This window comes from Paraburkholderia lebeckiae (genome assembly GCF_014201005.1).
Classification (GTDB): domain Bacteria; phylum Pseudomonadota; class Gammaproteobacteria; order Burkholderiales; family Burkholderiaceae; genus Paraburkholderia; species Paraburkholderia tuberum.
This window is the reverse complement of the sequence record NZ_JACHDK010000005.1, coordinates 318,192-343,197: the sequence shown is the minus strand read 5'-3', so window position 1 is coordinate 343,197 and position 25,006 is coordinate 318,192. Positions and strand designations below refer to the sequence as shown.

The 25,006-nt window shown below is 62.9% G+C and carries 26 protein-coding genes; 22 read left to right on the top strand and 4 right to left on the bottom strand.

Features of this window, described 5'->3' with window-relative positions:
* Positions 1–162: 162 nt before the first annotated feature.
* From HDG39_RS12790 to nagZ, 22 genes are all read left to right on the top strand, one after another.
* Positions 163–819, top strand: a complete 657-nt coding sequence (locus HDG39_RS12790; RefSeq protein ID WP_184006275.1) for a DUF177 domain-containing protein — start codon at positions 163–165, stop codon at positions 817–819.
* Between the two features lie 102 nt (positions 820–921).
* Positions 922–1,101, top strand: coding sequence for a 50S ribosomal protein L32 (gene rpmF, locus HDG39_RS12785; RefSeq protein ID WP_018421288.1), 180 nt, complete (start codon positions 922–924; stop codon positions 1,099–1,101).
* A 123-nt stretch (positions 1,102–1,224) separates the two neighbouring features.
* A complete protein-coding gene (gene plsX, locus HDG39_RS12780) occupies positions 1,225–2,331 on the top strand; it encodes a phosphate acyltransferase PlsX (RefSeq protein WP_013090058.1) in 1,107 nt (368 codons plus the stop codon).
* Positions 2,331–3,320, top strand: coding sequence for a beta-ketoacyl-ACP synthase III (locus tag HDG39_RS12775; RefSeq protein WP_018421286.1), 990 nt, complete (start codon positions 2,331–2,333; stop codon positions 3,318–3,320). Before plsX ends, HDG39_RS12775 begins: the two co-directional genes overlap by 1 nt.
* Positions 3,321–3,439: 119 nt before the next feature.
* Positions 3,440–4,375, top strand: coding sequence for an ACP S-malonyltransferase (gene fabD, locus HDG39_RS12770; protein ID WP_184006274.1), 936 nt, complete (start codon positions 3,440–3,442; stop codon positions 4,373–4,375).
* A gap of 114 nt (positions 4,376–4,489) precedes the next feature.
* Positions 4,490–5,239: a 3-oxoacyl-ACP reductase FabG gene (gene fabG, locus HDG39_RS12765; RefSeq protein WP_184006273.1), complete on the top strand. Its 750-nt coding sequence runs from the start codon at positions 4,490–4,492 to the stop codon at positions 5,237–5,239.
* Between the two features lie 152 nt (positions 5,240–5,391).
* On the top strand, positions 5,392–5,631 hold the full coding sequence (gene acpP, locus HDG39_RS12760; protein WP_004197638.1) for an acyl carrier protein: 240 nt from the start codon (positions 5,392–5,394) through the stop codon (positions 5,629–5,631).
* A gap of 255 nt (positions 5,632–5,886) precedes the next feature.
* Entirely contained in the window at positions 5,887–7,125 is a 1,239-nt protein-coding gene (gene fabF / locus HDG39_RS12755; RefSeq protein ID WP_184006272.1) for a beta-ketoacyl-ACP synthase II, read from the top strand.
* 201 nt (positions 7,126–7,326) lie between these two features.
* Entirely contained in the window at positions 7,327–7,650 is a 324-nt protein-coding gene (locus HDG39_RS12750) for a hypothetical protein (protein WP_409339019.1), read from the top strand.
* Positions 7,651–7,751: 101 nt separating this feature from the next.
* Entirely contained in the window at positions 7,752–8,351 is a 600-nt protein-coding gene (gene rpoE / locus HDG39_RS12745; protein ID WP_006051939.1) for an RNA polymerase sigma factor RpoE, read from the top strand.
* A 93-nt stretch (positions 8,352–8,444) separates the two neighbouring features.
* Positions 8,445–9,059, top strand: coding sequence for a sigma-E factor negative regulatory protein (locus HDG39_RS12740; protein WP_018421281.1), 615 nt, complete (start codon positions 8,445–8,447; stop codon positions 9,057–9,059).
* Between the two features lie 4 nt (positions 9,060–9,063).
* Positions 9,064–10,104: a MucB/RseB C-terminal domain-containing protein gene (locus HDG39_RS12735; protein ID WP_184006271.1), complete on the top strand. Its 1,041-nt coding sequence runs from the start codon at positions 9,064–9,066 to the stop codon at positions 10,102–10,104.
* A 37-nt stretch (positions 10,105–10,141) separates the two neighbouring features.
* Positions 10,142–11,656: a DegQ family serine endoprotease gene (locus HDG39_RS12730; protein WP_184006270.1), complete on the top strand. Its 1,515-nt coding sequence runs from the start codon at positions 10,142–10,144 to the stop codon at positions 11,654–11,656.
* Complete coding sequence (locus HDG39_RS12725; protein WP_018421278.1) at positions 11,653–11,925, top strand: glutaredoxin family protein; 273 nt, start codon at positions 11,653–11,655, stop codon at positions 11,923–11,925. Before HDG39_RS12730 ends, HDG39_RS12725 begins: the two co-directional genes overlap by 4 nt.
* Before the next feature lie 228 nt (positions 11,926–12,153).
* The gene (gene lepA, locus HDG39_RS12720) at positions 12,154–13,947 is read left to right on the top strand and encodes a translation elongation factor 4 (protein ID WP_184006269.1); all 1,794 of its coding nucleotides are present in this window, start codon (positions 12,154–12,156) and stop codon (positions 13,945–13,947) included.
* Positions 13,948–13,965: 18 nt separating this feature from the next.
* Positions 13,966–14,859, top strand: a complete 894-nt coding sequence (lepB, locus tag HDG39_RS12715; RefSeq protein WP_184006268.1) for a signal peptidase I — start codon at positions 13,966–13,968, stop codon at positions 14,857–14,859.
* Positions 14,860–15,044: 185 nt separating this feature from the next.
* On the top strand, positions 15,045–16,325 hold the full coding sequence (rnc, locus tag HDG39_RS12710; protein ID WP_184006267.1) for a ribonuclease III: 1,281 nt from the start codon (positions 15,045–15,047) through the stop codon (positions 16,323–16,325).
* Positions 16,326–16,379: 54 nt separating this feature from the next.
* The gene (gene era / locus HDG39_RS12705; RefSeq protein ID WP_184006266.1) at positions 16,380–17,279 is read left to right on the top strand and encodes a GTPase Era; all 900 of its coding nucleotides are present in this window, start codon (positions 16,380–16,382) and stop codon (positions 17,277–17,279) included.
* Positions 17,266–18,180 carry a DNA repair protein RecO gene (gene recO, locus HDG39_RS12700; protein WP_184006265.1) on the top strand — a complete coding sequence of 305 codons (915 nt, stop codon included), beginning with the start codon at positions 17,266–17,268 and terminating at the stop codon, positions 18,178–18,180. The genes era and recO overlap by 14 nt, the downstream gene beginning before the upstream one ends.
* Positions 18,177–18,941, top strand: a complete 765-nt coding sequence (pdxJ, locus tag HDG39_RS12695; protein ID WP_184006264.1) for a pyridoxine 5'-phosphate synthase — start codon at positions 18,177–18,179, stop codon at positions 18,939–18,941. Before recO ends, pdxJ begins: the two co-directional genes overlap by 4 nt.
* A 24-nt stretch (positions 18,942–18,965) precedes the next feature.
* A complete protein-coding gene (gene acpS / locus HDG39_RS12690; protein ID WP_184006263.1) occupies positions 18,966–19,439 on the top strand; it encodes a holo-ACP synthase in 474 nt (157 codons plus the stop codon).
* 66 nt (positions 19,440–19,505) lie between these two features.
* The gene (gene nagZ, locus HDG39_RS12685) at positions 19,506–20,534 is read left to right on the top strand and encodes a beta-N-acetylhexosaminidase (protein WP_184006262.1); all 1,029 of its coding nucleotides are present in this window, start codon (positions 19,506–19,508) and stop codon (positions 20,532–20,534) included.
* A gap of 110 nt (positions 20,535–20,644) precedes the next feature.
* Here nagZ and HDG39_RS12680 read toward each other — a convergent pair whose 3' ends face one another.
* The 4 genes from HDG39_RS12680 to earP all read right to left on the bottom strand — a co-directional run bounded on the left by HDG39_RS12680 (position 20,645) and on the right by earP (position 24,838).
* The gene (locus HDG39_RS12680) at positions 20,645–22,027 is read right to left on the bottom strand and encodes a sigma-54-dependent transcriptional regulator (protein ID WP_184006261.1); all 1,383 of its coding nucleotides are present in this window, start codon (positions 22,025–22,027) and stop codon (positions 20,645–20,647) included.
* Positions 22,028–22,216: 189 nt separating this feature from the next.
* Entirely contained in the window at positions 22,217–22,423 is a 207-nt protein-coding gene (locus HDG39_RS12675; RefSeq protein ID WP_090801149.1) for a CsbD family protein, read from the bottom strand.
* A gap of 271 nt (positions 22,424–22,694) precedes the next feature.
* Entirely contained in the window at positions 22,695–23,252 is a 558-nt protein-coding gene (efp, locus tag HDG39_RS12670) for an elongation factor P (RefSeq protein ID WP_184006260.1), read from the bottom strand.
* A 392-nt stretch (positions 23,253–23,644) separates the two neighbouring features.
* The gene (gene earP, locus HDG39_RS12665; protein ID WP_184006259.1) at positions 23,645–24,838 is read right to left on the bottom strand and encodes an elongation factor P maturation arginine rhamnosyltransferase EarP; all 1,194 of its coding nucleotides are present in this window, start codon (positions 24,836–24,838) and stop codon (positions 23,645–23,647) included.
* Positions 24,839–25,006 lie beyond the last annotated feature (168 nt).

Here is a 25,006-nt window from a genome sequence, read left to right as displayed (position 1 = left end):
TGCACTTGAAGGGGCTCGGCGCAGGTTGAAGAAAGCACGGCCGGGTTGAACGCAACGGCCGCGGACTCCACTGGCTACCTGCATACCGGATTATCTTCGCGGCGGATCTGATCATCCTTCGCGAATCACCCCCGCAACATGCTTGCCGACGCAGGAGCGCACATGACTCAACATCCTGGCAAACCTGCAGGTCTGTCCGACCCGCATGAACTCGATCTGTTCGAATTTACGCGGAGCGGGCGTCAGGCCGCGGGTGTCGTGCGCGTCTCGCAACTGCCGCGCATGTTAAACGAAGTCCCGGCGGAAGCGCCAGATCGCGACACCGCGTTCACATGGCAGGCCGAAGGGACGACGCAGCCGGAATTGCAGGACGATGGCACCGAAGGTTCCCAGCCTTATCTGCGGCTGGCGATTCACGGTGCCGCGTGGCTCGAATGCCAGCGGTGCTTGACGCCGTATTCGCAGGCGTTCAACGTCGATGCAACTTACCGGATCGTCAATACGGAGGCGGAAGCCGAAGAGTTTCCGCTCGACGAGGATGAAGTCGAGGTGATCGTCGGCTCGCGCCAGTTCGATCTCATCGACTTGATCGAAGAAGAGTTGCTGCTTTCCTTGCCGCTCGTGCCCAAACACGAGGTCTGTCCCGAAGTGCATGAGAGCCTTGTCTCGGGCGCGGACGGTAGCGAAGGCGAGGGCGACGAAGCCGCGCAGAAAGAAGCTGGCGATCCCAGCAAGCCGGACCAGTCCAGCGAGCGGCGCAATCCGTTCGCGGCGCTGGAAAGTCTGAAACGCGACGAACCGGGCGGCAAGAAGCACTAAACAGTTGCAGGGGGCGCGATGCGGGCGCATTGGCCATTCGGCCTGTGGTTAAGTCCGTGTCGGGCTGTGTTAGAATTCGGAAAATTTTTTGGAGTTTTAGTCATGGCAGTTCAACAAAACAAGAAGTCGCCGTCGAAGCGCGGCATGCACCGTTCGCACGATTTCCTGACGACAGCGCCGCTGGCCGTCGAGCCGAGCACGGGCGAAGTGCATCTGCGTCACCACATTAGCCCGAACGGCTACTATCGCGGCAAGAAAGTCGTCAAGACGAAGAACGACTAATCGTTGACTGCGATGCGCCCTGTGGCGTTTCGCGTAGCGATCGGCTCGCTTGACATTTTCTCGGTTCGGCAAAAAGGCGGCATTCAACTGCCGCTTTTTTGTGTCTGAAATTCGTCGCACTCCATGACAGTAAAGCTCACGATAGATTGCATGGGAGGCGACCACGGCCCGTCCGTGACCGTTCCCGCTGCCGTCAATTTCGTTCGTTCGCATCCTGATGCGCAGTTGCTGCTCGTCGGCATTGAAAGTGCGATTCGTGCGCAGTTGAAGAAGCTCAAGGCTCAGGATCTGCCGGCGCTGACCGTCGTACCTGCTACCGAGGTCGTCGCGATGGACGACCCGGTCGAGGTTGCGCTGCGCAAGAAAAAAGATTCGTCGATGCGCGTGGCGCTGAACCGCGTCAAGGAAGGCGAGGCGCAAGCCTGCATTTCCGCCGGCAATACCGGCGCGTTGATGGCGGTCTCGCGCTATGTGCTGAAAACGCTGTCGGGCATCGAACGCCCGGCCATCGCGTTTGCCCTCCCTAATCCCACCGGCTATACGATGATGCTCGACCTGGGCGCCAACGTCGACTGCGAGCCGCAGCATCTGCTGCAGTTCGCCGAGATGGGGCACGCGCTCGTGTCCGCGCTCGAAGGAAAGGAGCGACCCACCATCGGTCTGCTCAACATCGGTGAAGAAGTCATCAAGGGCAACGACATCATCAAACGCGCCGGCGAACTGTTGCGTGCGAGTACACTGAACTTTCACGGCAATGTCGAAGGCGACGACATCTACAAGGGCACCGTCGACGTGATCGTCTGCGATGGCTTTGTCGGCAATGTCGCGCTGAAGACGTCGGAAGGTCTCGCGCAGATGCTGTCCAACATCATCAAGGAAGAGTTCGGCCGTTCGTGGCTGACCAAGGTGATGGCGGTGCTCGCGCTGCCGGTATTGATGCGCTTCAAGAAACGCGTCGATCATCGGCAATACAATGGCGCCGCGCTGCTCGGCTTGCGCGGTCTCGTGATCAAAAGCCACGGTTCAGCCGATGCGTACGCGTTTGAGTGGGCTATCAAACGCGGGTATGATGCCGTCAAAAACGGCGTGCTGGAGCGCCTTGCGCGAGCGATGGAAGAGAACGCAGGTTCTCTCGAACAGGCGGCGCGCGACGCAAGCGGTGCGGGTCACGCAAGCCCGATCGCAGGCCAGCCGGCCGAGCCCTACGCTGCGCAATCCTCGAAGGCATAATGGCTCAATCCACAATCTACTCCCGCGTGCTGGGCACCGGCAGCTGTCTGCCGCCCAACCGCGTCACCAATCAGGATCTGGCTGAGCGTCTCGCCAGGCAAGGCGTCGAAACGAGCGACGAATGGATCGTTGCGCGCACGGGCATCCATGCGCGTCACTTCGCCGAGCCGGACGTCATGACCAGCGACCTCGCGTTGATCGCCTCGCAGCGAGCGATCGAAGCGGCGGACATCGATCCGCAGTCCATCGACCTGATCGTCGTCGCCACCTCCACGCCGGACTTCGTGTTCCCGAGCACCGCCTGCCTGCTGCAGAACAAGCTCGGGATCAAGAATCACGGTGCCGCGTTCGACGTACAGGCGGTCTGCTCCGGCTTCGCCTATGCGGTGGCGACGGTGGACGCCCTGATTCGCAGCGGCCAGCATCGCACGGCGCTCGTGGTCGGCGCGGAAACTTTCTCGCGCATTCTCGATTTCAACGACCGCACCACCTGCGTGCTGTTCGGCGACGGGGCCGGCGCAGTGATCCTGCAAGCGTCCGACGAACCGGGCGTGCTTTCGAGCGCGCTGCACGCGGACGGCAGCCATTCGAACATTCTGTGCACGCCGGGCAACGTGAATGGCGGCGTGGTCGCCGGCAGCGCGTTCCTGCACATGGACGGTCAGGCGGTGTTCAAGCTTGCCGTCAACGTGCTCGAGAAGGTCGCGATCGAAGCATTGGAAAAAGCCGATCTGAAGCCCGAGCAGATCGACTGGCTGATTCCGCATCAGGCCAACATCCGCATCATGCAAAGCACCTGCCGCAAGCTTGGCCTGCTGCAGGAGCGCATGGTCGTCACGGTGGGCGAGCACGGCAATACGTCGGCGGCGTCCATTCCGCTTGCACTCGACGTCGCGGTGCGCGACGGCCGCATCAAGCGCGGCCATAACGTGCTGATCGAAGGCGTCGGCGGCGGCTTCACGTGGGGCGCGTCGGTCATTCGCTACTGAGCGGGACGACGCATTCCGTGGTGTTGCTGGAGGCGCCCGTGCGGCCGGAATAACACCGCGCGCCATCTGGCAGCCGCGGCCGGCTGCCACATCCGATTAAACAGATTTTTGGGGACGATATGAAATTCGCGTTCGTTTTTCCTGGGCAGGGTTCGCAGGCGGTCGGCATGCTCAACGCATTCGCCGATTACGCAATCGTGCGTGAGACGGTTCAGGAAGCCTCCGACGCACTCAACCAGGACCTCGGCAAGCTGATCGCCGAAGGCCCCGCCGAAGATCTCAATCTCACCACCAATACTCAGCCGGTCATGCTGACTGCGGGCTACGCTATCTATCGCGCGTGGCAGCAGGCGGGCGGCCCGGCGCCAGCGCTCGTCGCCGGCCATAGCCTTGGTGAATACACGGCGCTCGTCGCGGCCGGCGCGCTTGCGTTCCGCGACGCGGTGCCGCTCGTGCGTTTCCGTGCGCAGGCGATGCAAACCGCGGTACCGGTGGGCGAAGGCGGCATGGCCGCGATTCTCGGCCTCGACGACGACACGGTGCGCGCGGTCTGCGCGGAAGCGTCGGCGGCGGGCGTCGTCGAAGCGGTCAATTTCAACGCGCCGGCGCAAGTCGTGATCGCGGGCCACAAAGCCGCGGTCGAGAAAGCCTGCGAAGTCGCGAAGGCGAAGGGCGCGAAGCGCGCGCTGCCGCTGCCGGTGTCGGCGCCGTTCCACTCGTCGCTGCTCAAGCCGGCGTCGGATCAATTGCGCGAATACCTCGCGAGCATCGACGTGCAGGTGCCGTCGATTCCCGTCATCAACAACGTCGATGTCGCCGTGGTCAACGAGCCGGCCAAAATCAAGGACGCGCTCGTGCGCCAGGCGGCTGGTGCGGTGCGCTGGGTCGAATGCGTACAGGCAATGGCAGCGCAGGGCGTCACGCACGTGATCGAATGCGGCCCGGGCAAGGTCCTTGCGGGTTTGACCAGGCGCATCGACGGCAATCTCGTCGGCGCGTCGGTGTTCGATCCGGCGTCGCTCGAAGAAACGCTGAAGCTCGTGACGGCAGACTGAGCGCGCATTCGCGAACGGGTATCGACAGAGCAATGCCGCGCTGCCGCGGCATCCCTCGACAGACGAATCAACAAGAATCAATCGGCCCTATTTGAAGGGCATCCGGACTGACAGATGGAAAATACTCTCGACAAGCAGATCGCAATCGTGACGGGTGCGTCGCGCGGCATCGGCCGTGCGATCGCGATGGAACTCGCGCGTCAGGGCGCGACGGTCATCGGCACCGCGACGAGCGAAAGCGGCGCGACGGCGATCACCGAAGCGTTCAAGGCGGCGGGCGTGAACGGCCGCGGCGCGGTGCTCGACGTCAACGACGCGGCTGCGGCCGAAGCGCTGATCGACGGCACGCTCAAGGAATTCGGCGCGCTGAACGTGCTGGTGAACAACGCAGGCATCACGCAGGATCAACTGGCGATGCGCATGAAGGACGACGACTGGGACGCCGTGGTCGACACCAACTTGAAGTCGGTGTTTCGTCTGTCGCGTGCGGTGCTGCGTCCGATGATGAAAGCGAAGGGCGGTCGGATCATCAACATCACGTCGGTGGTCGGCTCGGCCGGCAACCCGGGGCAGATCAACTACGCGGCCGCGAAGGCCGGCGTCGCGGGCATGACGCGCGCGCTTGCGCGCGAGATCGGCAGCCGCGGCATCACGGTCAATTGCGTGGCACCTGGTTTCATCGATACCGACATGACGAAGGCGCTGCCCGAAGAGCAGCAGACCGCGCTGAAAACGCAGATTCCGCTCGGCCGTCTCGGCAGCCCGGAAGACATCGCGCACGCGGTCGCGTTCCTCGCGTCGCCGCAAGCGGGCTACATCACCGGCACGACGCTGCACGTGAACGGCGGCATGTATATGCAGTAACCAATTTCGGTTACTATCCGCGCCTTGATGCGTTTGCGGAAAGCACGAGGCGCATGCGTTGACAGGAACCCGATGCGCCGCTTTTTTGCCGGGTCAAACCTGATAAAATGCGCGCACCTGTATTTTTGAACTTCTTTTCCCTTGGAGGGGTAATGGACAATATCGAACAGCGCGTCAAGAAGATCGTCGCGGAACAACTTGGCGTTGCGGAAGCGGAAATCAAGAACGAAGCGTCGTTCGTGAACGATCTCGGCGCCGACTCGCTCGACACCGTTGAGCTCGTGATGGCCCTCGAAGACGAATTCGGCATGGAAATTCCAGATGAAGAAGCCGAGAAGATCACCACCGTTCAGCAAGCGATCGACTACGCTCGCGCGAACGTCAAGGCCTAAGGTCATTCGCGCCTGCGTTTCTGCACGGGCCGCGCATGACGCCCTGCCGTGCCGCTTGCCGGCGCCAGCACGGTCGACGCTATCGGGCGTGTCCATGGCACACCATACGTCGCGCCGCTTGCCACGCAGGAGCCAGCGATGTTGACAGCGCAACTTTCCGCGCGATTGCCGACTTAAACAGCCACAGGGCACACAGGGCGATTCCTGTGGCCGCTGTGGCTTTTGCTTTTTGTCATTTATGAAAAAGGGGTTACCGTGAGCCGCCGTCGTGTTGTTGTTACAGGCCTGGGGCTGATTTCGCCTGTTGGCAATAATGTTGCCGATGGCTGGGCCAATCTGGTCGCCGGCAAGTCTGGGATTGCCAATATCACGAAGTTCGATGCGTCGAACTTCTCGACTCGTTTCGCCGGCGAGGTGAAGGGCTTCAATATCGAGGACTACATTCCCGGTAAGGAAGCGCGCCACATGGATACGTTCATCCATTACGGCGTGGCTGCGGGCATCCAGGCGATGCGGGACAGCGGCCTCGAAGTCACCGACGAGAATTCGGAGCGCATTGGCGTGGTGGTCGGTTCGGGCATCGGCGGTCTGCCGATGATCGAAATCACCCAAACCGAATTGCTCAATCGCGGCCCGCGTCGCATTTCGCCATTCTTCGTGCCGGCTTCGATCATCAACATGATTTCCGGCCACCTGTCGATCAAGTTCGGCATCAAGGGTCCGAATCTGTCGATCGTTACCGCGTGTACGACCGGTCTGCACTGCATCGGCGAGGCTTCGCGCCTGATCGAATATGGCGACGCCGACGTGATGATCGCGGGCGGCGCGGAATCGACCGTGTCGCCGCTCGGTGTCGGCGGCTTTGCGGCGGCGCGCGCGCTGTCGCAACGCAATGACGATCCGGCTACCGCGAGCCGTCCGTGGGACAAGGACCGCGACGGCTTCGTGCTGGGCGAAGGCGCCGGCGTAATGGTGCTCGAAGAATACGAGCACGCAAAGGCGCGCGGTGCGAAGATCTACGCGGAAATCGGCGGCTACGGCATGAGCGGCGATGCGTATCACATGACCGCGCCGCTCGAAGACGGTGACGGCGCACGCCGCTGCATGCTCGCAGCGCTGAAGAACGCGGGCATCAACGGCGATCAGGTGAGCTACCTGAACGCGCACGGCACGTCCACGCCGCTCGGCGATCTGGCGGAAACGACCGGCATCAAGCGGGCGTTCGGCGACCACGCGAAGAACATGGTCGTCAACTCGACCAAGTCGATGACGGGTCACCTGCTGGGCGGCGCTGGCGGTCTGGAGTCGGTGTTCACGGTGCTCGCCGTGCATCACCAGGTGTCGCCTCCGACCATCAATATTTTCAACCAGGACCCGGCCTGTGATCTCGATTACTGCGCGAACACCGCGCGGAAAATGAAGATCGACGTCGCGCTGAAGAACTCGTTCGGGTTCGGCGGCACGAACGGCACGCTGGTGTTCAAGCGCGCCTGATCTCGGGTGACGCGTCAGTTCACGACGCCGGCTTCGCCGGCGCTTTCCCCCGCGCCGGCAACGTTGAGTAGGGCAGCGCAGCGGATCACGCTGCGTCGCTCTATCGCAATGCGTGCCGCGGTGGGAGCGTTCGTGCTGATTGCGACGTTAGCCGTTTATACCTGTCTTGCGCCGCGAGTGGGCGCTTGGCAGGCCGCTCCGTTGACGCTCGCCGTCGCAGCACTGCTCATGCTCTGCGCGGCGAGGCATGATGCGGCACAGGCCATCGCGCTGCATGTCGCGATGAGCGAGATTTCCGCCTGGAACCACGCGGGTGAGTTGCTCGCGCGGGGCCGCGTGGTCGGTTGCGCGCAGTGGAGCGGCCGTTTGCTGGTGCTTGAGCTCGAGCCCGAGGGTGGTCGAAGGCGCGGCCTCATGCGTGTAACGACGGGTCGCACGCGCTCCCTGCTGCTCGCCGCGGACGCGCTGCCGTCCCCTGTTTTCCGCGAACTTTCCGTGCTGGGCCGGCGTGCGGCGGGCGCCTGACTGTAACGACTGTAACCGCTGTTACCGTAGTAACGTGCCCTCACGAGGGGGACGCTACAATGGTCCCCCGCCATGCGCCCTATAGTTAACGGATTTATCAGGTGAGCGAAAAAGAAATTGATCAGGTGCTGGTCGAGCGCGTCCAGAAGGGCGACAAGGCCGCGTTCGAGCTTCTGGTCTCCAAATACCACCGCAAGATTCTCCGGCTGATCTCGCGTCTCGTGCGGGACCCCGCCGAAGTCGAAGACGTCGCGCAAGACGCTTTTATCAAGGCGTATCGCGCGTTGCCGCAGTTTCGCGGTGAATCGGCGTTTTATACGTGGTTGTACCGGATTGCGGTCAATACCGCGAAGAACTACCTTGCCACCCAAGGCCGGCGCGCGCCGACCTCGACCGAAGCGGATGCTGAAGAAGCTGAAACTTTCTCCGATGCCGACCAACTAAGGGATATCAACACGCCTGAGTCGATGTTGATGAGCAAGCAGATCGCTGAGACGGTCAATGCTGCGATGGCGGTTTTGCCGGAAGAATTGCGCACCGCCATTACTCTCCGAGAAATTGAGGGTTTGAGTTACGAGGAAATCGCCGAGATGATGGGTTGCCCGATCGGCACAGTCAGATCACGAATTTTCCGCGCTCGCGAAGCCATTGCGGCAAAATTGCGACCGTTGCTTGACACACCCGAAGGCAAGCGCTGGTAGACGTTTCCGAACGTCCAGCCGGCTTGGCGGGGCAGCGGTGCAATATCTGGATTAGTGGTGTCACTACGGGGTATTTGGAAGATGGGGAGCATCATGGGGTCGGTCTCGATGCAATCGCAAGCGGGCTCGCACGGCGAGCGTCTGTCAGCTTTCGTCGACGGTGAGTTGTTCGGCGAAGAGCATCTGAATCTGGACAAGTTTCTTGCGGAGCTGGACGGCGACAATCGCGCTGCCTGGTCGAGCTACCACCTGATCGGCGACGCGCTACGTTCCGACGATCTGGCAGTCAGCCCCGCACGGAGCAGTGCCTTTCTGAGCGGCTTTGCCGCGCGTCTTGAAAGCGAGCCGCATGTGCTGGCGCCCGCCGCCGCATCCGCATCGGTCGCGCGCCGCCTGCTCGGGCTGCGCCGGCGAGTCGTGCCGGCTTTTGCCGTCGCTGCCGCGGCCGCTACGTTGACCTGGATCGTCGTGCCGCAACTGCAGGGCGTGCCGGGTGGTTCGGGTGCCCAGCTCGCTTCGGTCCAATCGCACGGCGACGCGGTGCAGCGTGTCGCCATGGCCTCGGTGCCCGGGCAGGACTCCAACATCATTCGCGACGCGAGCCTCGATCAATACCTCGAAGCTCATCAGCAATTCGCGCAACAACCGGCGATGGCAGGCTCGATGCCGGTGATTCGCGCTGCCTCAGTCTCCACGCAGGGCCAATAGTTTGATGCAGACTCCGCGGTTCAATAAAACGACTATCTGGGGGCGGTTGCCAGCATTTCTGTTCTGTGCAGCCGTGTTGTTGTCCGCAACACCGCGGGTCTTCGCACAAGACGATCCTGCCGTCGCCCGTCGCACGGCCGCGGAACTGCTCGATCGCATCCATCAGGCCGCCCAGCAGCAGAACTACGAGGGCGCGTTCGTCTATCAGCGCGGCAGTTTCGTGCAGACGTCGCGCATCGCACATTACTCCACGCGTACGGACGGCGAGTTCGAGCAGCTCGAAAGCCTCGACGGCAAGCCGCGCAAAATGCTGCGCCACGACGACGATATGTACACGTTCTTGCCGGAGCGGCGTATCGTGGTCTTCGAAAAACGGCAGAACAAGGACTCATTCCCTGCGCTGCTGTCGGTGAACGGCGAGCAGGTGCTGTCCGTCTACGAGCCGAAGATGCTTGGCGACGACCGCGTCGCGGGCGTCGACAGCCTCGTGATGGAACTCGATCCGAAAGACGCGTACCGCTTCGCGTACAAGCTGTGGGCCGACAAAAAGACCGGTCTGCTGTTGCGCGCGCAGACGCTCGATCCGAGCGGTCAGGTGCTCGAGCAGTTGTCGTTTTCGCAGGTCCGCATCGGCGTGCCGGTCGACAAGACGGGCATCGTCAACGGCATCCGCAATCTCACGGGCTGGACGCTAGTGCGTCCGCCACTCGAGCCGGTCGACATCGCCGCGCAGGGTTGGCAAATCACGCCGTCGGTACCGGGCTTCCATATGATCCGCCAGTTGCGTCGTCCGATGGCGTCGCGCGAGGCGGGGCAGCCTCCGATCCCGGTCGACCAGGCCGTGTTTTCCGACGGCCTCGCGGCGATTTCGGTGTTCGTCGAGCCCGTCGAGAAAAATACGCGTAAGGAAGGCACGGGCGATAGCGGCGCGACGCACGTACTGGTCAAGCGTCAGGGCGACTTCTGGATTACCCTGCTCGGTGAGGTGCCCCAAACCACATTGCAGCAGTTCGCGTCTGCCATAGAATACAAAGCTCCGAAGTAACCCTTCCGAATCCTGAAATCCCTCGGCTTGCTACGATATGACGACTTTCTCGGTGCGCAAATTCCTCGCGGCCGTAGTGGTGGCGGCGTGCTTGCCGCTTGTGCCGCATGTGGCATCGGCGGCTCCCGCTGCCAACCTGCCCGACTTCACCGACCTCGTCGACAAGGTCGGCCCGGCGGTCGTCAACATTCGCACGACAACGCGCGTGTCGAACGGTAGTTCCCGCGGCGGCCTGCCGCCGGGTATGGACGACGGCGACATGTCGGAGTTCTTCCGGCGCTTCTTCGGGATTCCGTTGCCGCAGTCACCGCAATCGCCGCACGGGGGTGATAACGGTGGCGGCGGTGGCGGCGGTAGTGGCGGCAGCCCGGATTCACCGGACAACTCGGACGCCGAACAGAACAGCGGGGTAGGCTCGGGCTTCATCCTGTCGGCGGACGGCTACGTGATGACCAACGCGCACGTCATCGACGACGCGGACACGATCTACGTGACGCTGACCGACAAGCGCGAATTCAAGGCGAAGCTGATCGGCGTCGACGACCGTACCGACGTCGCGGTCGTGAAGATCAACGCATTGAATCTGCCGACCATCACGATCGGCGACTCGAACAAGGTGCGCGTCGGCGAATGGGTCGTCGCGATCGGTTCGCCGTTTGGTCTCGAAAACACGGTGACTGCCGGTATCGTCAGCGCGAAGGGACGCGACACCGGCGACTACCTGCCGTTCATCCAGACTGACGTGGCCGTCAATCCGGGCAATTCGGGCGGTCCGTTGATCAACATGCAGGGCGAGGTGATCGGCATCAATTCGCAGATCTATAGCCGCACCGGCGGGTTCATGGGCATTTCGTTCGCGATTCCGATCGACGAGGCGATGCGCGTGGCCGATCAGCTGAAGAGTTCGGGCAAGGTGGTGCGCGGCCGCATCGCGGTGGCGATCGGTGAAGTGACGAAGGACGTCGCCGATTCGCTCGGTTTGCCGAAGGCGCAGGGCGCGCTTGTGAGCAGCGTGGAGCCGGGCGGACCCGCCGATAAGGCCGGCGTGCAGCCGGGCGACATCATCCTGAAGTTCAACGGTCATTCGGTCGACACGGCGACGGACCTGCCGCGCATGGTCGGCGATACGAAGCCGGGCACGAAGACGTCGATCACGATCTGGCGCAAGGGTCAAACGCGCGAACTGCCGGTCACGATCGCAGAAATGCAGCCGGACAAGGTCGCGAAGGCGGATCAGAAGAAGCCGCAAGCGCCGAAGCAGCGCGCGACCAACGCGCTCGGCATCGCGGTCAGCGACATTCCCGTCGATCAGCAGAAAGCGCTGAAGATTCAGAACGGCGTGCAGATCGACGCGGTCGACGGTCCGGCCGCGCGTGTCGGGCTCCAAAAGGGCGACATCATCCTGCGGGTTGGCGATACGGATGTGACGAGCACGAAACAGTTCGACGAGCTGACCTCACACCTCGATTCGCAGAAGATGGTCGCGTTGCTGGTTCGTCGCGGCGACAACACGCAGTTCGTGCCGATTCGTCCGCGCAGCGCACAGAAATGACGAAGACGGCATCGCTCACGCTCTATGGGCGCGCGTGGTGCCATCTGTGCGAGGACATGCGCGCTGCGCTCGAGCCATTGCTGGCCGAGTTCGGAGCGCAGCTGGCGGTGATCGACGTCGACAGCGATCCGTTGCTCGAAGCGCGTTACAACGAGTTGGTGCCGGTGCTGGTTTGCGATGGCGTCGAACTGTGCCACTATCATCTCGACGAAGCGCCCGTGCGGGCAGCATTGGCTGCACATGCATCGCGTGTCGCGGCGGCATCCTGATACGCACCCGCGTGGCATCTGGTTTCGCTCGATCCATGCGCATTTTTGCTGCGGCTCACTGCGATGCGCGCGGTAAGTTTCTCGCATCCTCTACGCCGTCTTGAGGCCCGCGCTTCGCAAGATGCGCCGGCCGATGGGCTTTTCGGCTAAAATAGATAAGATTTTCACCTACTTACAAGGCGTGCTCCGCTATTGTCCGGGCGCGCCTTTTCGCTTGATCGGCACTGAATGGATCATATTCGTAACTTCTCGATCATCGCGCACATCGACCATGGCAAGTCGACGCTCGCCGATCGCATCATCCAGATTTGTGGCGGTTTGTCGGACCGCGAGATGGAAGCTCAGGTGCTCGACTCGATGGATCTCGAGCGCGAGCGCGGCATTACCATCAAGGCGCAAACCGCCGCGTTGTCGTATCGCGCGCGCGATGGGCAGCTCTACAACCTGAACATGATCGACACCCCGGGGCACGTCGACTTCTCGTACGAAGTCAGCCGCTCGCTGTCCGCGTGCGAAGGCGCGCTGCTCGTCGTCGACGCGAGCCAAGGTGTGGAGGCGCAAACCGTCGCCAATTGCTACACGGCCATCGAACTTGGCGTCGAAGTGGTGCCGGTGTTGAACAAGATCGATCTGCCGGCGGCGAACCCCGAAAACGCGATCGCCGAGATCGAGGACGTGATCGGCATCGACGCGACCGACGCGACGCGTTGCAGCGCGAAAACGGGCCTCGGCGTCGAAGACGTGCTCGAAGCGCTGATCGCGAAAGTGCCGCCGCCGAAGGGCGATCCGCAAGCGCCGCTGCAGGCTCTCATCATCGACTCGTGGTTCGACAACTACGTCGGCGTCGTGATGCTGGTGCGCATCGTCAACGGCACGCTGCGTCCGAAGGACAAGATCCGGCTGATGGCAACCGGCGCGCAGTATCCGGTTGAACATATCGGCGTCTTCACGCCGAAGTCGAAGGATCTCGAATCACTGTCGGCGGGGCAGGTGGGCTTCATTATCGCCGGCATCAAGGAGCTCGCGGCGGCGAAGGTCGGCGACACGGTTACGCTCTTGAACCAGCCGGCGGCCGAGCCGCTGCCGGGTTTCAAGGAAGTGAAGCCGCAGGTGTTCGCGGGTCTCTATCCGGTCGAAGCGAATCAGTACGACGCGCTGCGCGATTCGCTCGAAAAGCTGAAGCTGAACGACGCGTCGCTGCAGTACGAACCGGAAGTGTCGCAGGCGCTCGGGTTCGGTTTCCGCTGCGGCTTCCTCGGTTTGTTGCACATGGAAATCGTGCAGGAACGTCTCGAACGTGAGTTCGACATGGACCTGATCACGACGGCGCCGACCGTGGTCTACGAAGTCCTGCAGCGCGACGGCACGATCCTGATGGTCGAGAATCCGGCCAAGATGCCGGAGCCGTCGAAGATCGAGGAAGTGCGCGAGCCGATCGTCACCGTGAACCTGTACATGCCGCAAGACTACGTCGGCGCGGTGATCACGTTGTGTACGCAGAAGCGCGGCAACCAGATCAACATGCAGTATCACGGTCGTCAGGTTCAGCTTACGTACGAAATTCCGATGGGCGAAGTCGTGCTCGATTTCTTCGACCGTCTGAAGTCGATTTCGCGCGGTTATGCGTCAATGGATTACGAGTTCAAGGAATACCGCGCGTCGGACGTCGTGAAGGTCGACATGCTGATCAACGGCGACAAGGTCGATGCGCTGTCGGTTATCGTGCACCGTTCGCAAAGCCAGTACCGCGGCCGCGAAGTGGCGGCGAAAATGCGCGAGCTGATTCCGCGTCAGATGTACGACGTAGCGGTTCAAGCCACGATCGGTTCGAACATAATTGCGCGCGAAAACATTAAAGCGTTGCGTAAGAACGTGCTGGCAAAATGCTACGGCGGTGATATCACGCGTAAGAAGAAGCTGCTTGAAAAGCAGAAGGCGGGCAAGAAGCGAATGAAGCAGGTGGGCTCGGTTGAAATCCCGCAAGAGGCTTTCCTCGCTATTCTGCGTGTCGAAGACAAATAAGTTGAATAACGGAACCCTATGAATTTTGCGTTGATTCTTTTTGTGCTCGTCGTTTTGACGGGTGTCGCATGGGTCGCGGACAAACTGGTTTTCCTGCCGAAACGGCGCCGCGAGGCGGAAGCCGCAGTCGCCGAATTCGATCGTCAGCAGGCACGCGTCGGCGAGCGTTTCGCCGATGAAAACGCCGCGCAAACGCGCGCGCGTCTGCGCGACGACAAGCTGCGTCAGCCGTGGTGGCTCGAATATACGGCGAGCTTTTTTCCGGTGATTCTGGTGGTGTTCGTCGTGCGCTCGTTCGTGGTCGAGCCGTTCAAGATCCCATCGGGCTCCATGGTGCCGACGCTGCTGGTGGGCGACTTCATCCTCGTCAATAAATTCGAATATGGTCTACGTTTGCCGATTACCAACACGAGGATCACGCAGGGCAGTCCGGTCCATCGCGGCGACGTGGTGGTGTTCCGTTATCCGAAAGACGAATCGGTCGACTACATCAAGCGCGTCATTGGCCTGCCCGGCGACGTGATCGAGTATCAGGACAAGAAACTCACGATCAACGGCAAGCCGGTGCCTGAAACGCCGCTGCCCGATTATCTCGACGAAGAGCGTCTTGGTTATGCGAAGCAGTTCCAGGAAGATATCGACGGCCGCAAGAACGCGATTCTGAATAATCCGGCGGTGCCGCCGTTCATCGTCGGTGCGGAAGATTATCCGTATCGCGACAACTGCCAGTACAACGCGCGTGGCGTGATCTGCAAAGTGCCGCCGGGCAATTTCTTCATGATGGGCGATAACCGCGACAACAGCGCGGATAGCCGGTACTGGGGTTTTGCGCCTGAACGCAATATCGTCGGCCGCGCATTTTTCATCTGGATGAACTTCAGCGATCTGCGGCGCATCGGCTCTTTCCAGTGAGTCGCGTGCATCGATCGCTTCATGAGCGCTTCTCACACGCCGCGCCACTAACCGGCACCCGGTTATCTCGGTCGCGGTGTGTTGTCATGCTCCTTTAAGAACTCGCGGTAACGTCGTTTCACCACGCTTTTTCCGCTGGCGCCCCGTGTTTCCGCCGGGTCAGGCGCCCGCGTTATACTCTGCCCATGCCCCTATCTCCGTTGGAAAGCCGTTTGCGCTACGAATTTCGCAATGCGGAATTACTGCGTCAGGCTTTAACACACCGCAGTCATAGCTCCACGCATAACGAACGGCTCGAATTTCTCGGCGACTCCGTTCTGAATTGCGCGGTGGCTGCGCTTTTGTTCCAACGTTTCGGCAAACTCGACGAAGGCGACCTGTCTCGGGTGCGCGCCAATCTGGTCAAACAGCAGTCCCTCTACGAGATTGCTCAGGCACTGAATATTTCGGAGGGCCTGCGCCTCGGCGAGGGCGAGTTGCGCAGCGGCGGCTTCCGCCGCCCGTCGATCCTCGCGGATACGCTCGAGGCCGTGCTCGGTGCGATATTTCTGGACAGCGGATTCGAGGCTGCGCAAACGGTCATCAAGCGCCTTTACGTACCGATTCTCGACCATATCGACCCGCGTACGCTTGGCAAGGACGCGAAGACGCTGCTGCAGGAGTATCTGCAAGGCCACAAGATTGCATTGCCCACCTATACAGTGGTCGCCACCCATGGTGCTGCGCACAATCAGCAGTTCGAAGTGGAATGTACGGTGCCGAAGCTCGACGTCAAGGTGTCGGGCTCCGGCGCGAGTCGTCGCGCGGCGGAGCAGGCGGCCGCAAAGAAGGCGCTCGACGAAGTGATGGCCGCGGCGCCTGCCGTGGTCGCGAAGCCGAAGCGCTCGAAGGGCGCGCGTGCCGCGAAAAATGCCGAGCAGGAAATCGTGCCGGGCGTGACCGGCGTGCAGGCCGCACTGGATCTGCGCACACCGGATCGCAAGAGCGCGCGCGGTGAAGGGCGCGTCGCTGCCGCGCTGGAAGCTGATGCCGACAAGCCTGTCGTGGAAAAATCAGCCGCTGAAAGACCGGCGGCCGAGCGTGCCGCGCCGGGTGCCGCCGGTGCGCCGTTGGCTGTAATTCGTGCCGCGCATGTGGAGTACAGCGGACAGGACAAGCCGGAGCGCGCCGAGAAGTCCGAGAAGACGGAGAGGGTCGACAAGGTTTCGATCCACGCGGGCGAGAAACCTGTCGACAAGCCGGCCGAAAAACCCGCAGCGGACAAAACCCCCGACCTCAAAGCCGATACGCCGTCACACGCTCGCAGCGCAGACCGTCAGCGCAGCCGCGAAGCCGCGCCTGGGACTGCTGCGTCGAGCGTGACCGCCGCGCCCGCGTCGGTTGTCTCGGTGCCGCCGGCACCTGCCGAACACGAACCCGGCGTCGCCGACGCGGTGCAAACGCGCGTCGCCGATGCGGGCCATTGATTGCCATCGGCGTGCGCGTCGCGCGCGCCGAACTGAACCTGCCGTAGTCCGAATATGAACGCTCCCACTCCCACTGGTTTTCGCTGCGGCATGGTCGCGATCGTCGGCCGCCCGAATGTCGGCAAGTCCACGCTGATGAACGCGCTGGTCGGCCAGAAAGTCAGCATCACGTCGCGCAAGGCGCAGACCACGCGCCATCGCATTACCGGCATTAATACGCTCGAAGACGCCCAGTACATCTTCGTCGACACGCCCGGTTTTCAGACCAAACACAGCGGCGCCCTGAACCGCTCGCTGAATCGCGCCGTTACGTCGACGCTGACCTCGGTCGACGCGATCCTGTTCGTCATCGAAGCAGGCCGCTTCGGCCCTGACGACCAGAAGGTACTCGACCTGATCCCGGCGAAGGTCCCGACGCTGCTGATCGCGAACAAGCTCGATCGCGTGTCGGATAAAGACTCGTTGTTCCCGTTCATGCAGCAGATGAGTACGCTGCGCGAGTTCAACGAGATCGTGCCACTGTCGGCGAAAAATCCCGACGACATCAAACGTCTGATGGCCACCGTCAAGCCGTTCCTGCCGGAAGGCGAGCCGATCTACGGCGAGGACGACCTGACCGATCGCAGCGAGCGCTTCCTTGCCGCCGAAATCCTGCGCGAGAAAGTCTTCCGCTGGACCGGCGACGAGCTGCCGTACACGAGCACCGTGCTGATCGAGAAGTTCGAAACCGAAGGGCGGCTGCGCCGTATTTTCGCGACGATCCTCGTCGATCGCGACATGCACAAGGCGATGATCATCGGCCAGAAGGGCGCGAAGCTGAAGCAGATCAGCACGGAGGCTCGCCTCGACATGGCAAAGCTGTTCGACGGGCCCGTGTACCTCGAAACCTTCGTCAAGGTGAAGAGCGGCTGGGCCGACAACGAAGCCGGGCTTCGTGCGTATGGGTACGAATGACGCGTGGATGACGCTCAATTCAGACGAGGCTTCGGATCAGCCGGAGCACGAACCGTCTCGGCCCGCGCGTAGCGCAAGGAAATCGTCGGCCGACGCAAAAAGCCCAAAAAGCGCGAAAAGCTCGCCCGCCGACGATGGCGAGCCGCGTAAAACGCCCGCGCGTCGCGCGCCGCGCACCCCCGCATCCGAATACCGGATCACCGAACAGCCCGCATTCGTGCTGCATAGCTACCCGTATCGCGAGACCAGCCTGATCATCGACGTGCTGTCGCGCGATCACGGCCGTCTCGCGCTCGTCGCGAAGGGCGCAAAGCGCCCGCACTCCGCGCTGCGCGGCGTGCTGCAAACGTTCCAGCCGCTGTCGCTCGCGTGGTCGGGCAAGTCCGAAATGCGCACGCTGACCGGCGCCGAATGGGTCGGCGGCATGCTGCCGCTGACCGGCGACGCGCTGCTGTGCGGTTTCTACGTCAACGAACTGCTGGTGCGCTTCTGCGCGCGCGAAGACCCGCATCCTCAGTTGTTCCATCACTACGTTGTCACGCTGACGCGGCTCGCGCACGATGAGCCGCCGGTGCAGGTGCTGCGCTCGTTCGAACGCGTGCTGCTACGCGAGACCGGTTACGCGATGGCGCTCGACCGCACGGTCGCCCGCAAAGCGGTGCTCGCCGACGGCCGCTACGTGTTCGATCCCGAGCGCGGGGTACGCGAGGCATCGGACGAATGGCCCGCGCAGTGGCCGGTAGTGACGGGACAAACCTTGCTCGATATGAAAAAGGACGATTACCATCGAGCGCAGACCGTCGCGCAAAGCAAAACGCTGATGCGCTTCCTGCTCAACACCTATCTCGGCGGCGCGCCGCTTGCTACCCGCCAGATCCTGATCGACCTGCAGAACCTATGAGCTTCTTCCTGACTTCGCCGACCGCGATCGACCTCGGCGTGAATATCGACCACGTCGCCACGCTGCGCAACGCGCGTGGCACGTCCTATCCGGATCCGATCCGCGCCGCGCTGATGGCCGAAGAAGCCGGCGCCGACGCGATCACGCTGCATCTACGCGAAGACCGCCGGCATATCGTCGACGCCGACGTACACAAGCTGCGTCCGCTGCTGAAAACGCGCATGAATCTCGAATGCGCGGTCACACCGGAAATGCTCGACATCGCGTGCGAAGTGCAACCGCACGACGTGTGCCTCGTGCCGGAAAAGCGTGAGGAGCTGACGACCGAAGGCGGTCTCGACGTCGCCGGACAGTTCGAGGCGGTGCGCGCCGCATGCAAGCAACTGGCGGACGCGAGCTCGCGCGTGTCGCTCTTCATCGACCCCGAGGAGACGCAGATTCGCGCCGCGCACGAAGCCGGCGCGCCGGTGATCGAGCTGCACACAGGCCGTTACGCGCAAGCTCATGATCCCGCGGAACAGCAGCGAGAATACGAGCGCATCGTGCGAGCAGTCGAATTCGGCGCGACGCTCGGCCTCAAAGTGAACGCGGGCCACGGCCTGCACTACACGAACGTGCAGCAGATCGCGGCGATCGACGGCATCGTCGAACTCAACATCGGCCATGCGATCGTCGCGCACGCGATCTTCGCCGGCTGGGACAACGCCGTACGCGAGATGAAGGCGATCATGGTCGCCGCGCGTCTCGGCGCGCGCGCGTAACGCAATCTCGCGACGGACGCACGCATGGCAATCTACGGGATCGGCACCGATATCGTTCAGGTCAGCCGCGTAGCAGCGGTGATGACTCGCACCAATGGCCGTTTCGCCGAGAAGGTGCTCGGTCCCGACGAATTACGCGTCTATCACGCGCGCCACGCCCGTTCGGCGGCGCGCGGTCTCGCGTTTCTCGCGACGCGCTTCTCGGCGAAAGAGGCGTTCTCGAAGGCAATCGGCCTCGGCATGCACTGGCCGATGAGCTGGCGCGCACTGCAAACGCTGAACCGGCCGAGCGGCGAGCCGATGGTGGTCGCCTCCGGCGAGTTGGCCGACTGGCTCGACGCGCGCGGCATCACGGCGCGCGTGACGATCAGCGACGAGCGCGACTACGCGGTGTCGTTCGTGATCGCGGAGACGCCGCGGCCGGGCGATATGGAAGGTTCGTTGGCGGCGTCGGCGTCGGCGTCGCGGGCTTCGTCCGCGCGTTCCGCCACAGAATGAAAAGGTTGAGCGCGGCCGCTGGCGGTCGCGTTTGTGTTGTCTCACAGTCCTTTCCAGCGGAATTCGATGAAAACCACACCCGGACCGGTGATGCTCGACGTGGTCGGCAAAACGCTGAACCGCGATGACAAAAGGCGTCTCGCTCACCCGATGACCGGTGGCGTGATCCTGTTCGCGCGCCACTACGAGAGCCGCGCGCAACTGGTCGGGCTGACCGATGCCATCCGCGCGATTCGTCCGGATCTGCTGATCGCCGTCGATCACGAAGGCGGCCGCGTGCAGCGTTTCCGCACCGACGGCTTCACGGTGCTGCCGTCGATGGGTAAGCTCGGCGCGCTGTGGGACCAGGACGTGCTGCACGCGACCAAGGTGACGACCGCGGTCGGCTATATCCTCGCCGCGGAACTGCGCGCGTGCGGTATCGACATGAGCTTCACGCCGGTGCTCGACCTCGACTATGGGCACTCGCAGGTGATCGGCGATCGCGCGTTCCATCGCGATGCGCGCGTGGTCGCGCTGCTCGCGAAGAGTTTGAACCACGGCCTCGCGCTCGCCGGCATGAGCAACTGCGGCAAGCATTTTCCAGGGCACGGTTTCGCGCAGGCAGATTCGCACGTCGCGATGCCCGTCGACGAACGCCCGATCGACGAAATCCTCGGCAACGACGTCGCGCCGTACGACTGGCTCGGTCTGTCGCTTGGCGCGGTGCTGCCCGCGCACGTCGTCTATCCGCGGGTCGATGCGAAGCCGGCTGGCTTCTCGCGCATCTGGTTGCAGGACATCCTGCGCGGCAAGCTTGGCTTCGAAGGCGCGATCTTCAGTGACGATCTGTCGATGGAAGCCGCGCGCCAGGGCGGCACGCTGACCGAAGGTGCGCAAGCGGCCCTTGAGGCCGGCTGCGACATGGTGCTGATCTGCAACCAGCCGGACGAAGCGGAGAAGGTGCTCGACGCGCTGCGCGTCACGCCGTCGAGGGAATCGCAGCGGCGGCTGAAGCGCATGAGGCCGCGCGGTAATGCGCTCACGTGGAGCAAGCTGATGGCCGAGCCACGGTACGCCGAAGCGCAGAGGCTGCTGCGCAGTACGTTTGCATAAACGGAAATGGCGCCTTGAAGCAATTCAAGGCGCCATTTTTTATCAGCTTCGAACCGTGCGAGCCGCCGTCGAGCTTTGGTAGACAACCGCAGCACGCGCGATCCGATCGCTCAGTTCAAACGCATGCGCTGCAACTTGTTGTACAGCGTCTTCGGGCTGATTCCCAGCAAGGACGCCGCGCGATGCCGCGTGCCGCCGACCGCGTCGAGCGTCGCGCGAATCAGCATTTCTTCGACGTCCGCGAGCGGCGTACCGACGGTCACCTGCACGCGGCTGCCGTTCAGATCGCGGCCGTTCGCCAAGCCGGCTTCGTCGGCGCGCAACGACTCGATCACGTCGCCCGATGCCTGATAAGCGCGCCGCACGCGCTCCTGCAGTTCGCGCACGTTGCCCGGCCAGTCGTATGCGAGGCATTCGCGCAGGAAATTCGGCCCCCCCTGCTTCGCGACCTCGGCCGTACCGCTCGCGGTCGCTTCCACATTCAGTTCGTCGACGGCTGCCTGCGCAATCAGCACCGGATCTTCACCACGCTCGCGCAGCGGCGGCAGCGTGACCGCGGCGGCTTCGAGGCGCAGCGCGAGGTCCTGATGCAGCGAGCCGTCCGCGACCGCCGCGCGCGGCGGCTTGCGCGTCGACGCGATGAGCCGGAAGTCGGTCACGATCCGATTGGTACCGCCCACGCGCATGAAGGTCTGCGAATCGAGCGCGCGCAACAGCGCTTCCTGCTGCGCGCGCGGCAACTCGGTGATTTCGTCGATGAACAACGTGCCGCCGCTCGCCTGTTCGAAGAGGCCCGGCTCGCGCTGCTCGGCGCCGCCGAACGCTCCGCGTTCGTGACCGAACAGCATGCTGTCGAGCGAGCGATTGAGACCGCCCGCGGTCGCGCCGCGGCAATCGAACGTGACGAACGGGCCTTTGCGGCGGCGGCTCATGTCGTGCAGCGTGCGCGCGGCGATCTGCTTGCCGGTGCCGGCCTCGCCGGAGATCAGCACCGCGGCTTCTGTCGGCGCGAGACGCTCGATCGTGTCGTACACGTGCTGAATTGCGCCGCTGCGACCGAGCATCGAGCCGAAGCGCCCAAGCTGACGCAGCGCCGCGCGCAGCGCCTGGACCTCCTCGGTCAGCTCATAAGGCCGCGGAATGCGCGCGAGCAGGCTGCGCAGGCGCGGAATGTTGACCGGCTTCAGCAGATAGTCCCAGATACCGTGCCGCAAGCCCTCGATCGCACTCTCGACGGTCGCATTGCCGGTCATCACGATCACCGGAAGCGCGCCGCCCGGCGGATGCGCGGGCAGATGCTGCAACAGATCGAGGCCGCTGCCGTCCGGCAGATTCAGGTCGACGAGCACGACGTCGGGAATGAAGCGCGTCAATGCGCCGCGGGCCTCGGCGAGCGTGGTCGCAGTGTCGACTGAAAAGCCGTCGGCGGCGAGGATTGCCGACAGACCGGACAGGCTATTGGGATCGTCTTCAACAATCAGGGCGTGTGGCATGGCGAGCGCAATTTTATGAATGGGTCGAATGCCCGGCGCGCCGCCAACGCTGATGGCGCGCACTCCGGGCTCTGAGGGCTCGATGACAGGGCTAAACCAACGGTCCTTGGGCGGTGAAAAAAACGACAGCCGCCGGCACTGCGCCTTGAGTCGCGCGGGCCGGCGCCTGTAGTTCCTTCACTTGTCCTGTCAGAAATCCCGATTGCTATCGAAAAACCGGCGTACTTCGAGTTCCGCCTGTTCACGGGTTTTGCCATAGCGTTCCTGAATCAGACCAGCGAGCTTGTCGGCCCGACCTTCGGCCTTGGTCAACTCGTCGTCCGTCAGTTCGCCCCACGCGGTCTTCGCCTTGCCGATCATCTGTCTCCATTTACCTTCAGCGATGTCGTTGTTCATGGTGCCTCTCCCAAGAGTGGAAAATGAGCGTACTCGCGTGACTCTCTCCACCTAGCAGAGATCGTGCCAAAGGGTGTGGATGAAATCGATCAAGGGCTTGCCGCGCGCCCAGCGCGAAATCCGGATGTCGCGATGGTAATTTTGAGAAATTTGCCGGTAAAGTTTTCCTAAACAATACACGGCGCGACAGAAAAGAAAAAGCGCCCAAAACTGAGCGCTTTTGTGCAGGCCGGCAGGGCGCCGGCGCTGGCTGGGTGACGCAGGCGGGCGCTTAGGCGCGGCTGCGGTACTCGTGCGTACGCGTGTCGATTTCGATCTTGTCGCCGATGTTGCAGAAGAGCGGCACTTGCAGTTCAAAGCCGGTGTTCAGCTTGGCGTTCTTGAGCACCTTGCCCGAAGACGTATCGCCCTTGACGGCCGGTTCCGTGTAGATGATTTCGCGAACCAGCGTGGTCGGCAGTTCGACCGAGATCGCCTTCTCGTTGTAGAACACGACTTCGCAAGCCATGCCGTCTTCGAGGTAGTGCATCGCGTCGCTCATCATTTCGGCTTCGACTTCGTACTGGTTGTAGTCGGCGTCCATGAACACGTACATCGGGTCGGCGAAGTACGAGTACGTCACTTCCTTGCGCTCGAGCACGACGACGTCGAACTTGTCGTCCGCCTTGTAGACGGTTTCCATGCCTGCGCCGGTCAGCAGGTTCTTGAACTTCATCTTGACGACGGCGGAGTTACGGCCCGATTTGTTGTATTCGGCCTTTTGCACGACCATTGCGTCTGCGCCGATCATCACGACGTTGCCGGTGCGGAGTTCCTGTGCGGTCTTCATAAAACTGTCCTGTACGAGATAAATAGCTTAACTGTTGCTCAACGGCATACGGCGCAAGCGGCTTCGGCGTTTCGCCCACCGCCTGCCGCGCGCCGCGTGATGCGGCCGCAGCCCGGATGCGTGAAACGGGACCGGCTCGTGGCGAAAACCCGGGGGCGTGATGCCTCGGCGTTCCACCTGTCCGTTACCTGATTTTTACCCTGTTCGGGCGTGTACACGAGTGGCGCCGATCTGCAACACGCCCAAACATACGTCCCTTTTTTGACATTCGCGTGCCCGACCGGAAGATTGGGACGCGTGCCGTGTTTTTCGAGGGGACGGTCAGACGGGCTGACCATGGGGTTGTTGGTCTAATCGGGCCGAGCTTGCGTCGTCGGCCGTTGGATAACCGCTTATTTTAACTGAGTTTTTGCGAACGAGGTCAGATTTCCGGCGAGATCGCCGACTTGCGCGAGTTCGACCGCCCAGCCAGCGGCGCGCCGTTTCAGGGCCGGATAGTGGCGCTGGAATTCCGCCCAGTCCGGCTGACCAGCGCCGTTCCACGCGTGCCAGAAGCGCTCGAGCGCGGCGCGCGCGTCAGCTGGGAGCGTGCGGGTGTAGTGCGCAAGTGCGGCGTCGAGCTTTGGCAGATGGGCGTCGTCGGCCTGCGGGTAGATGTGCCAGACGAACGGCTTGGCGGCCCACTGCGCGCGCACGAACGAGTCCTCGCCGCGTACGAAATTGACGTCGCTCGCCCAGAGCAGCGCGTCGTAGCCAGGCTGTTCGGTGAACGCGAGCGCGTGTGCGCTGAGGTTGCCGAGTGTCGCATGGGTGCCCGCTGCAAACGACGGTAGGCCGAAAAAGCGCGCCAGCGCGCCGGAAATGCGTCCTTCGGGCACCAGCAGCACGATCGGGCTTGCGTTGTCGCGCCATTGTTCGAGCAGGCTGTCGATGGCCGGGTTTTCGTAGGCGAACAGCGACACGACCGTCGCGTCGGCGGGCGGCGGCGCGTGGCCCGTGACGTTGCGCCACCAGTCGGTGCGCGCGGCGGGCGATGCTTCGAACGCGGCGCGCGCCGCGTCGAGATCGCGCTCCTTCAGGACGCCACCGGTGCCGGGGCCGAGTCCTGGGAAAAAGAAGGTCTTGCCGAGTGCGTAGCGCGGATGCGGCGATGGCCGCAGATGAAAATCGGCGATCCAGTCCTCGGCGCTCAGATATTCGAGGTTGAACCAGAGCGGCGCGCGCGCCCGCTCTGCCATCGCCGCGATATAGACGGGCGGCAGTTCGCAGGCGAACGCCTCGATCACGACGTCGGCGACTTCGAGCCTATCGCCAGCATGGGACGGCTCGTGCCAATGCTCGACGACGATGCCGTCGAGCGTCTGCCGCGCACGCTCCAGCTCGAGCGACGGGCACAGCCTCCTGAACGCATGCAGATCGTCGACGAACACGCGCACCTGCCAGCCGTGCTCGCGCGCGAGTTGGCGCGCAAGGCGCCAGCACACGCCGATGTCGCCGAAGTTGTCGATCACCGCGCAGAAGATATCGCAGGCGATCGGGTTGGCAGCGGCGGCGGGTGATCCGGAATCGGGCGCGATGGAGGACATGGCGGCTCGGCTGGCTCGGTGACTCCGGCGAACGGAGCGGGTTCGAACGAACGCGGAATGTTCTAAACTGGCGATTCTAAAGCCTCGCTCGCGATCGCGCGCGCCCTTTGTCCGCCATGCGGGCCGCATCGGCGACACGCGACATGACCCCCGGCGCACGATGCCGGG

Coding starts and splice junctions, on each gene's coding strand:
- HDG39_RS12790 (WP_184006275.1), top strand. CDS start 163: ATGACTCAACATCCTGGCAAACCTGCAGGTCTGTCCGACCCGCATGAA.
- rpmF (WP_018421288.1), top strand. CDS start 922: ATGGCAGTTCAACAAAACAAGAAGTCGCCGTCGAAGCGCGGCATGCAC.
- plsX (WP_013090058.1), top strand. CDS start 1,225: ATGACAGTAAAGCTCACGATAGATTGCATGGGAGGCGACCACGGCCCG.
- HDG39_RS12775 (WP_018421286.1), top strand. CDS start 2,331: ATGGCTCAATCCACAATCTACTCCCGCGTGCTGGGCACCGGCAGCTGT.
- fabD (WP_184006274.1), top strand. CDS start 3,440: ATGAAATTCGCGTTCGTTTTTCCTGGGCAGGGTTCGCAGGCGGTCGGC.
- fabG (WP_184006273.1), top strand. CDS start 4,490: ATGGAAAATACTCTCGACAAGCAGATCGCAATCGTGACGGGTGCGTCG.
- acpP (WP_004197638.1), top strand. CDS start 5,392: ATGGACAATATCGAACAGCGCGTCAAGAAGATCGTCGCGGAACAACTT.
- HDG39_RS12740 (WP_018421281.1), top strand. CDS start 8,445: ATGGGGTCGGTCTCGATGCAATCGCAAGCGGGCTCGCACGGCGAGCGT.
- HDG39_RS12735 (WP_184006271.1), top strand. CDS start 9,064: ATGCAGACTCCGCGGTTCAATAAAACGACTATCTGGGGGCGGTTGCCA.
- HDG39_RS12730 (WP_184006270.1), top strand. CDS start 10,142: ATGACGACTTTCTCGGTGCGCAAATTCCTCGCGGCCGTAGTGGTGGCG.
- HDG39_RS12725 (WP_018421278.1), top strand. CDS start 11,653: ATGACGAAGACGGCATCGCTCACGCTCTATGGGCGCGCGTGGTGCCAT.
- lepA (WP_184006269.1), top strand. CDS start 12,154: ATGGATCATATTCGTAACTTCTCGATCATCGCGCACATCGACCATGGC.
- lepB (WP_184006268.1), top strand. CDS start 13,966: ATGAATTTTGCGTTGATTCTTTTTGTGCTCGTCGTTTTGACGGGTGTC.
- rnc (WP_184006267.1), top strand. CDS start 15,045: ATGCCCCTATCTCCGTTGGAAAGCCGTTTGCGCTACGAATTTCGCAAT.
- era (WP_184006266.1), top strand. CDS start 16,380: ATGAACGCTCCCACTCCCACTGGTTTTCGCTGCGGCATGGTCGCGATC.
- recO (WP_184006265.1), top strand. CDS start 17,266: ATGGGTACGAATGACGCGTGGATGACGCTCAATTCAGACGAGGCTTCG.
- pdxJ (WP_184006264.1), top strand. CDS start 18,177: ATGAGCTTCTTCCTGACTTCGCCGACCGCGATCGACCTCGGCGTGAAT.
- acpS (WP_184006263.1), top strand. CDS start 18,966: ATGGCAATCTACGGGATCGGCACCGATATCGTTCAGGTCAGCCGCGTA.
- nagZ (WP_184006262.1), top strand. CDS start 19,506: ATGAAAACCACACCCGGACCGGTGATGCTCGACGTGGTCGGCAAAACG.
- HDG39_RS12680 (WP_184006261.1), bottom strand. CDS start 22,027: ATGCCACACGCCCTGATTGTTGAAGACGATCCCAATAGCCTGTCCGGT.
- HDG39_RS12675 (WP_090801149.1), bottom strand. CDS start 22,423: ATGAACAACGACATCGCTGAAGGTAAATGGAGACAGATGATCGGCAAG.
- efp (WP_184006260.1), bottom strand. CDS start 23,252: ATGAAGACCGCACAGGAACTCCGCACCGGCAACGTCGTGATGATCGGC.
- earP (WP_184006259.1), bottom strand. CDS start 24,838: ATGTCCTCCATCGCGCCCGATTCCGGATCACCCGCCGCCGCTGCCAAC.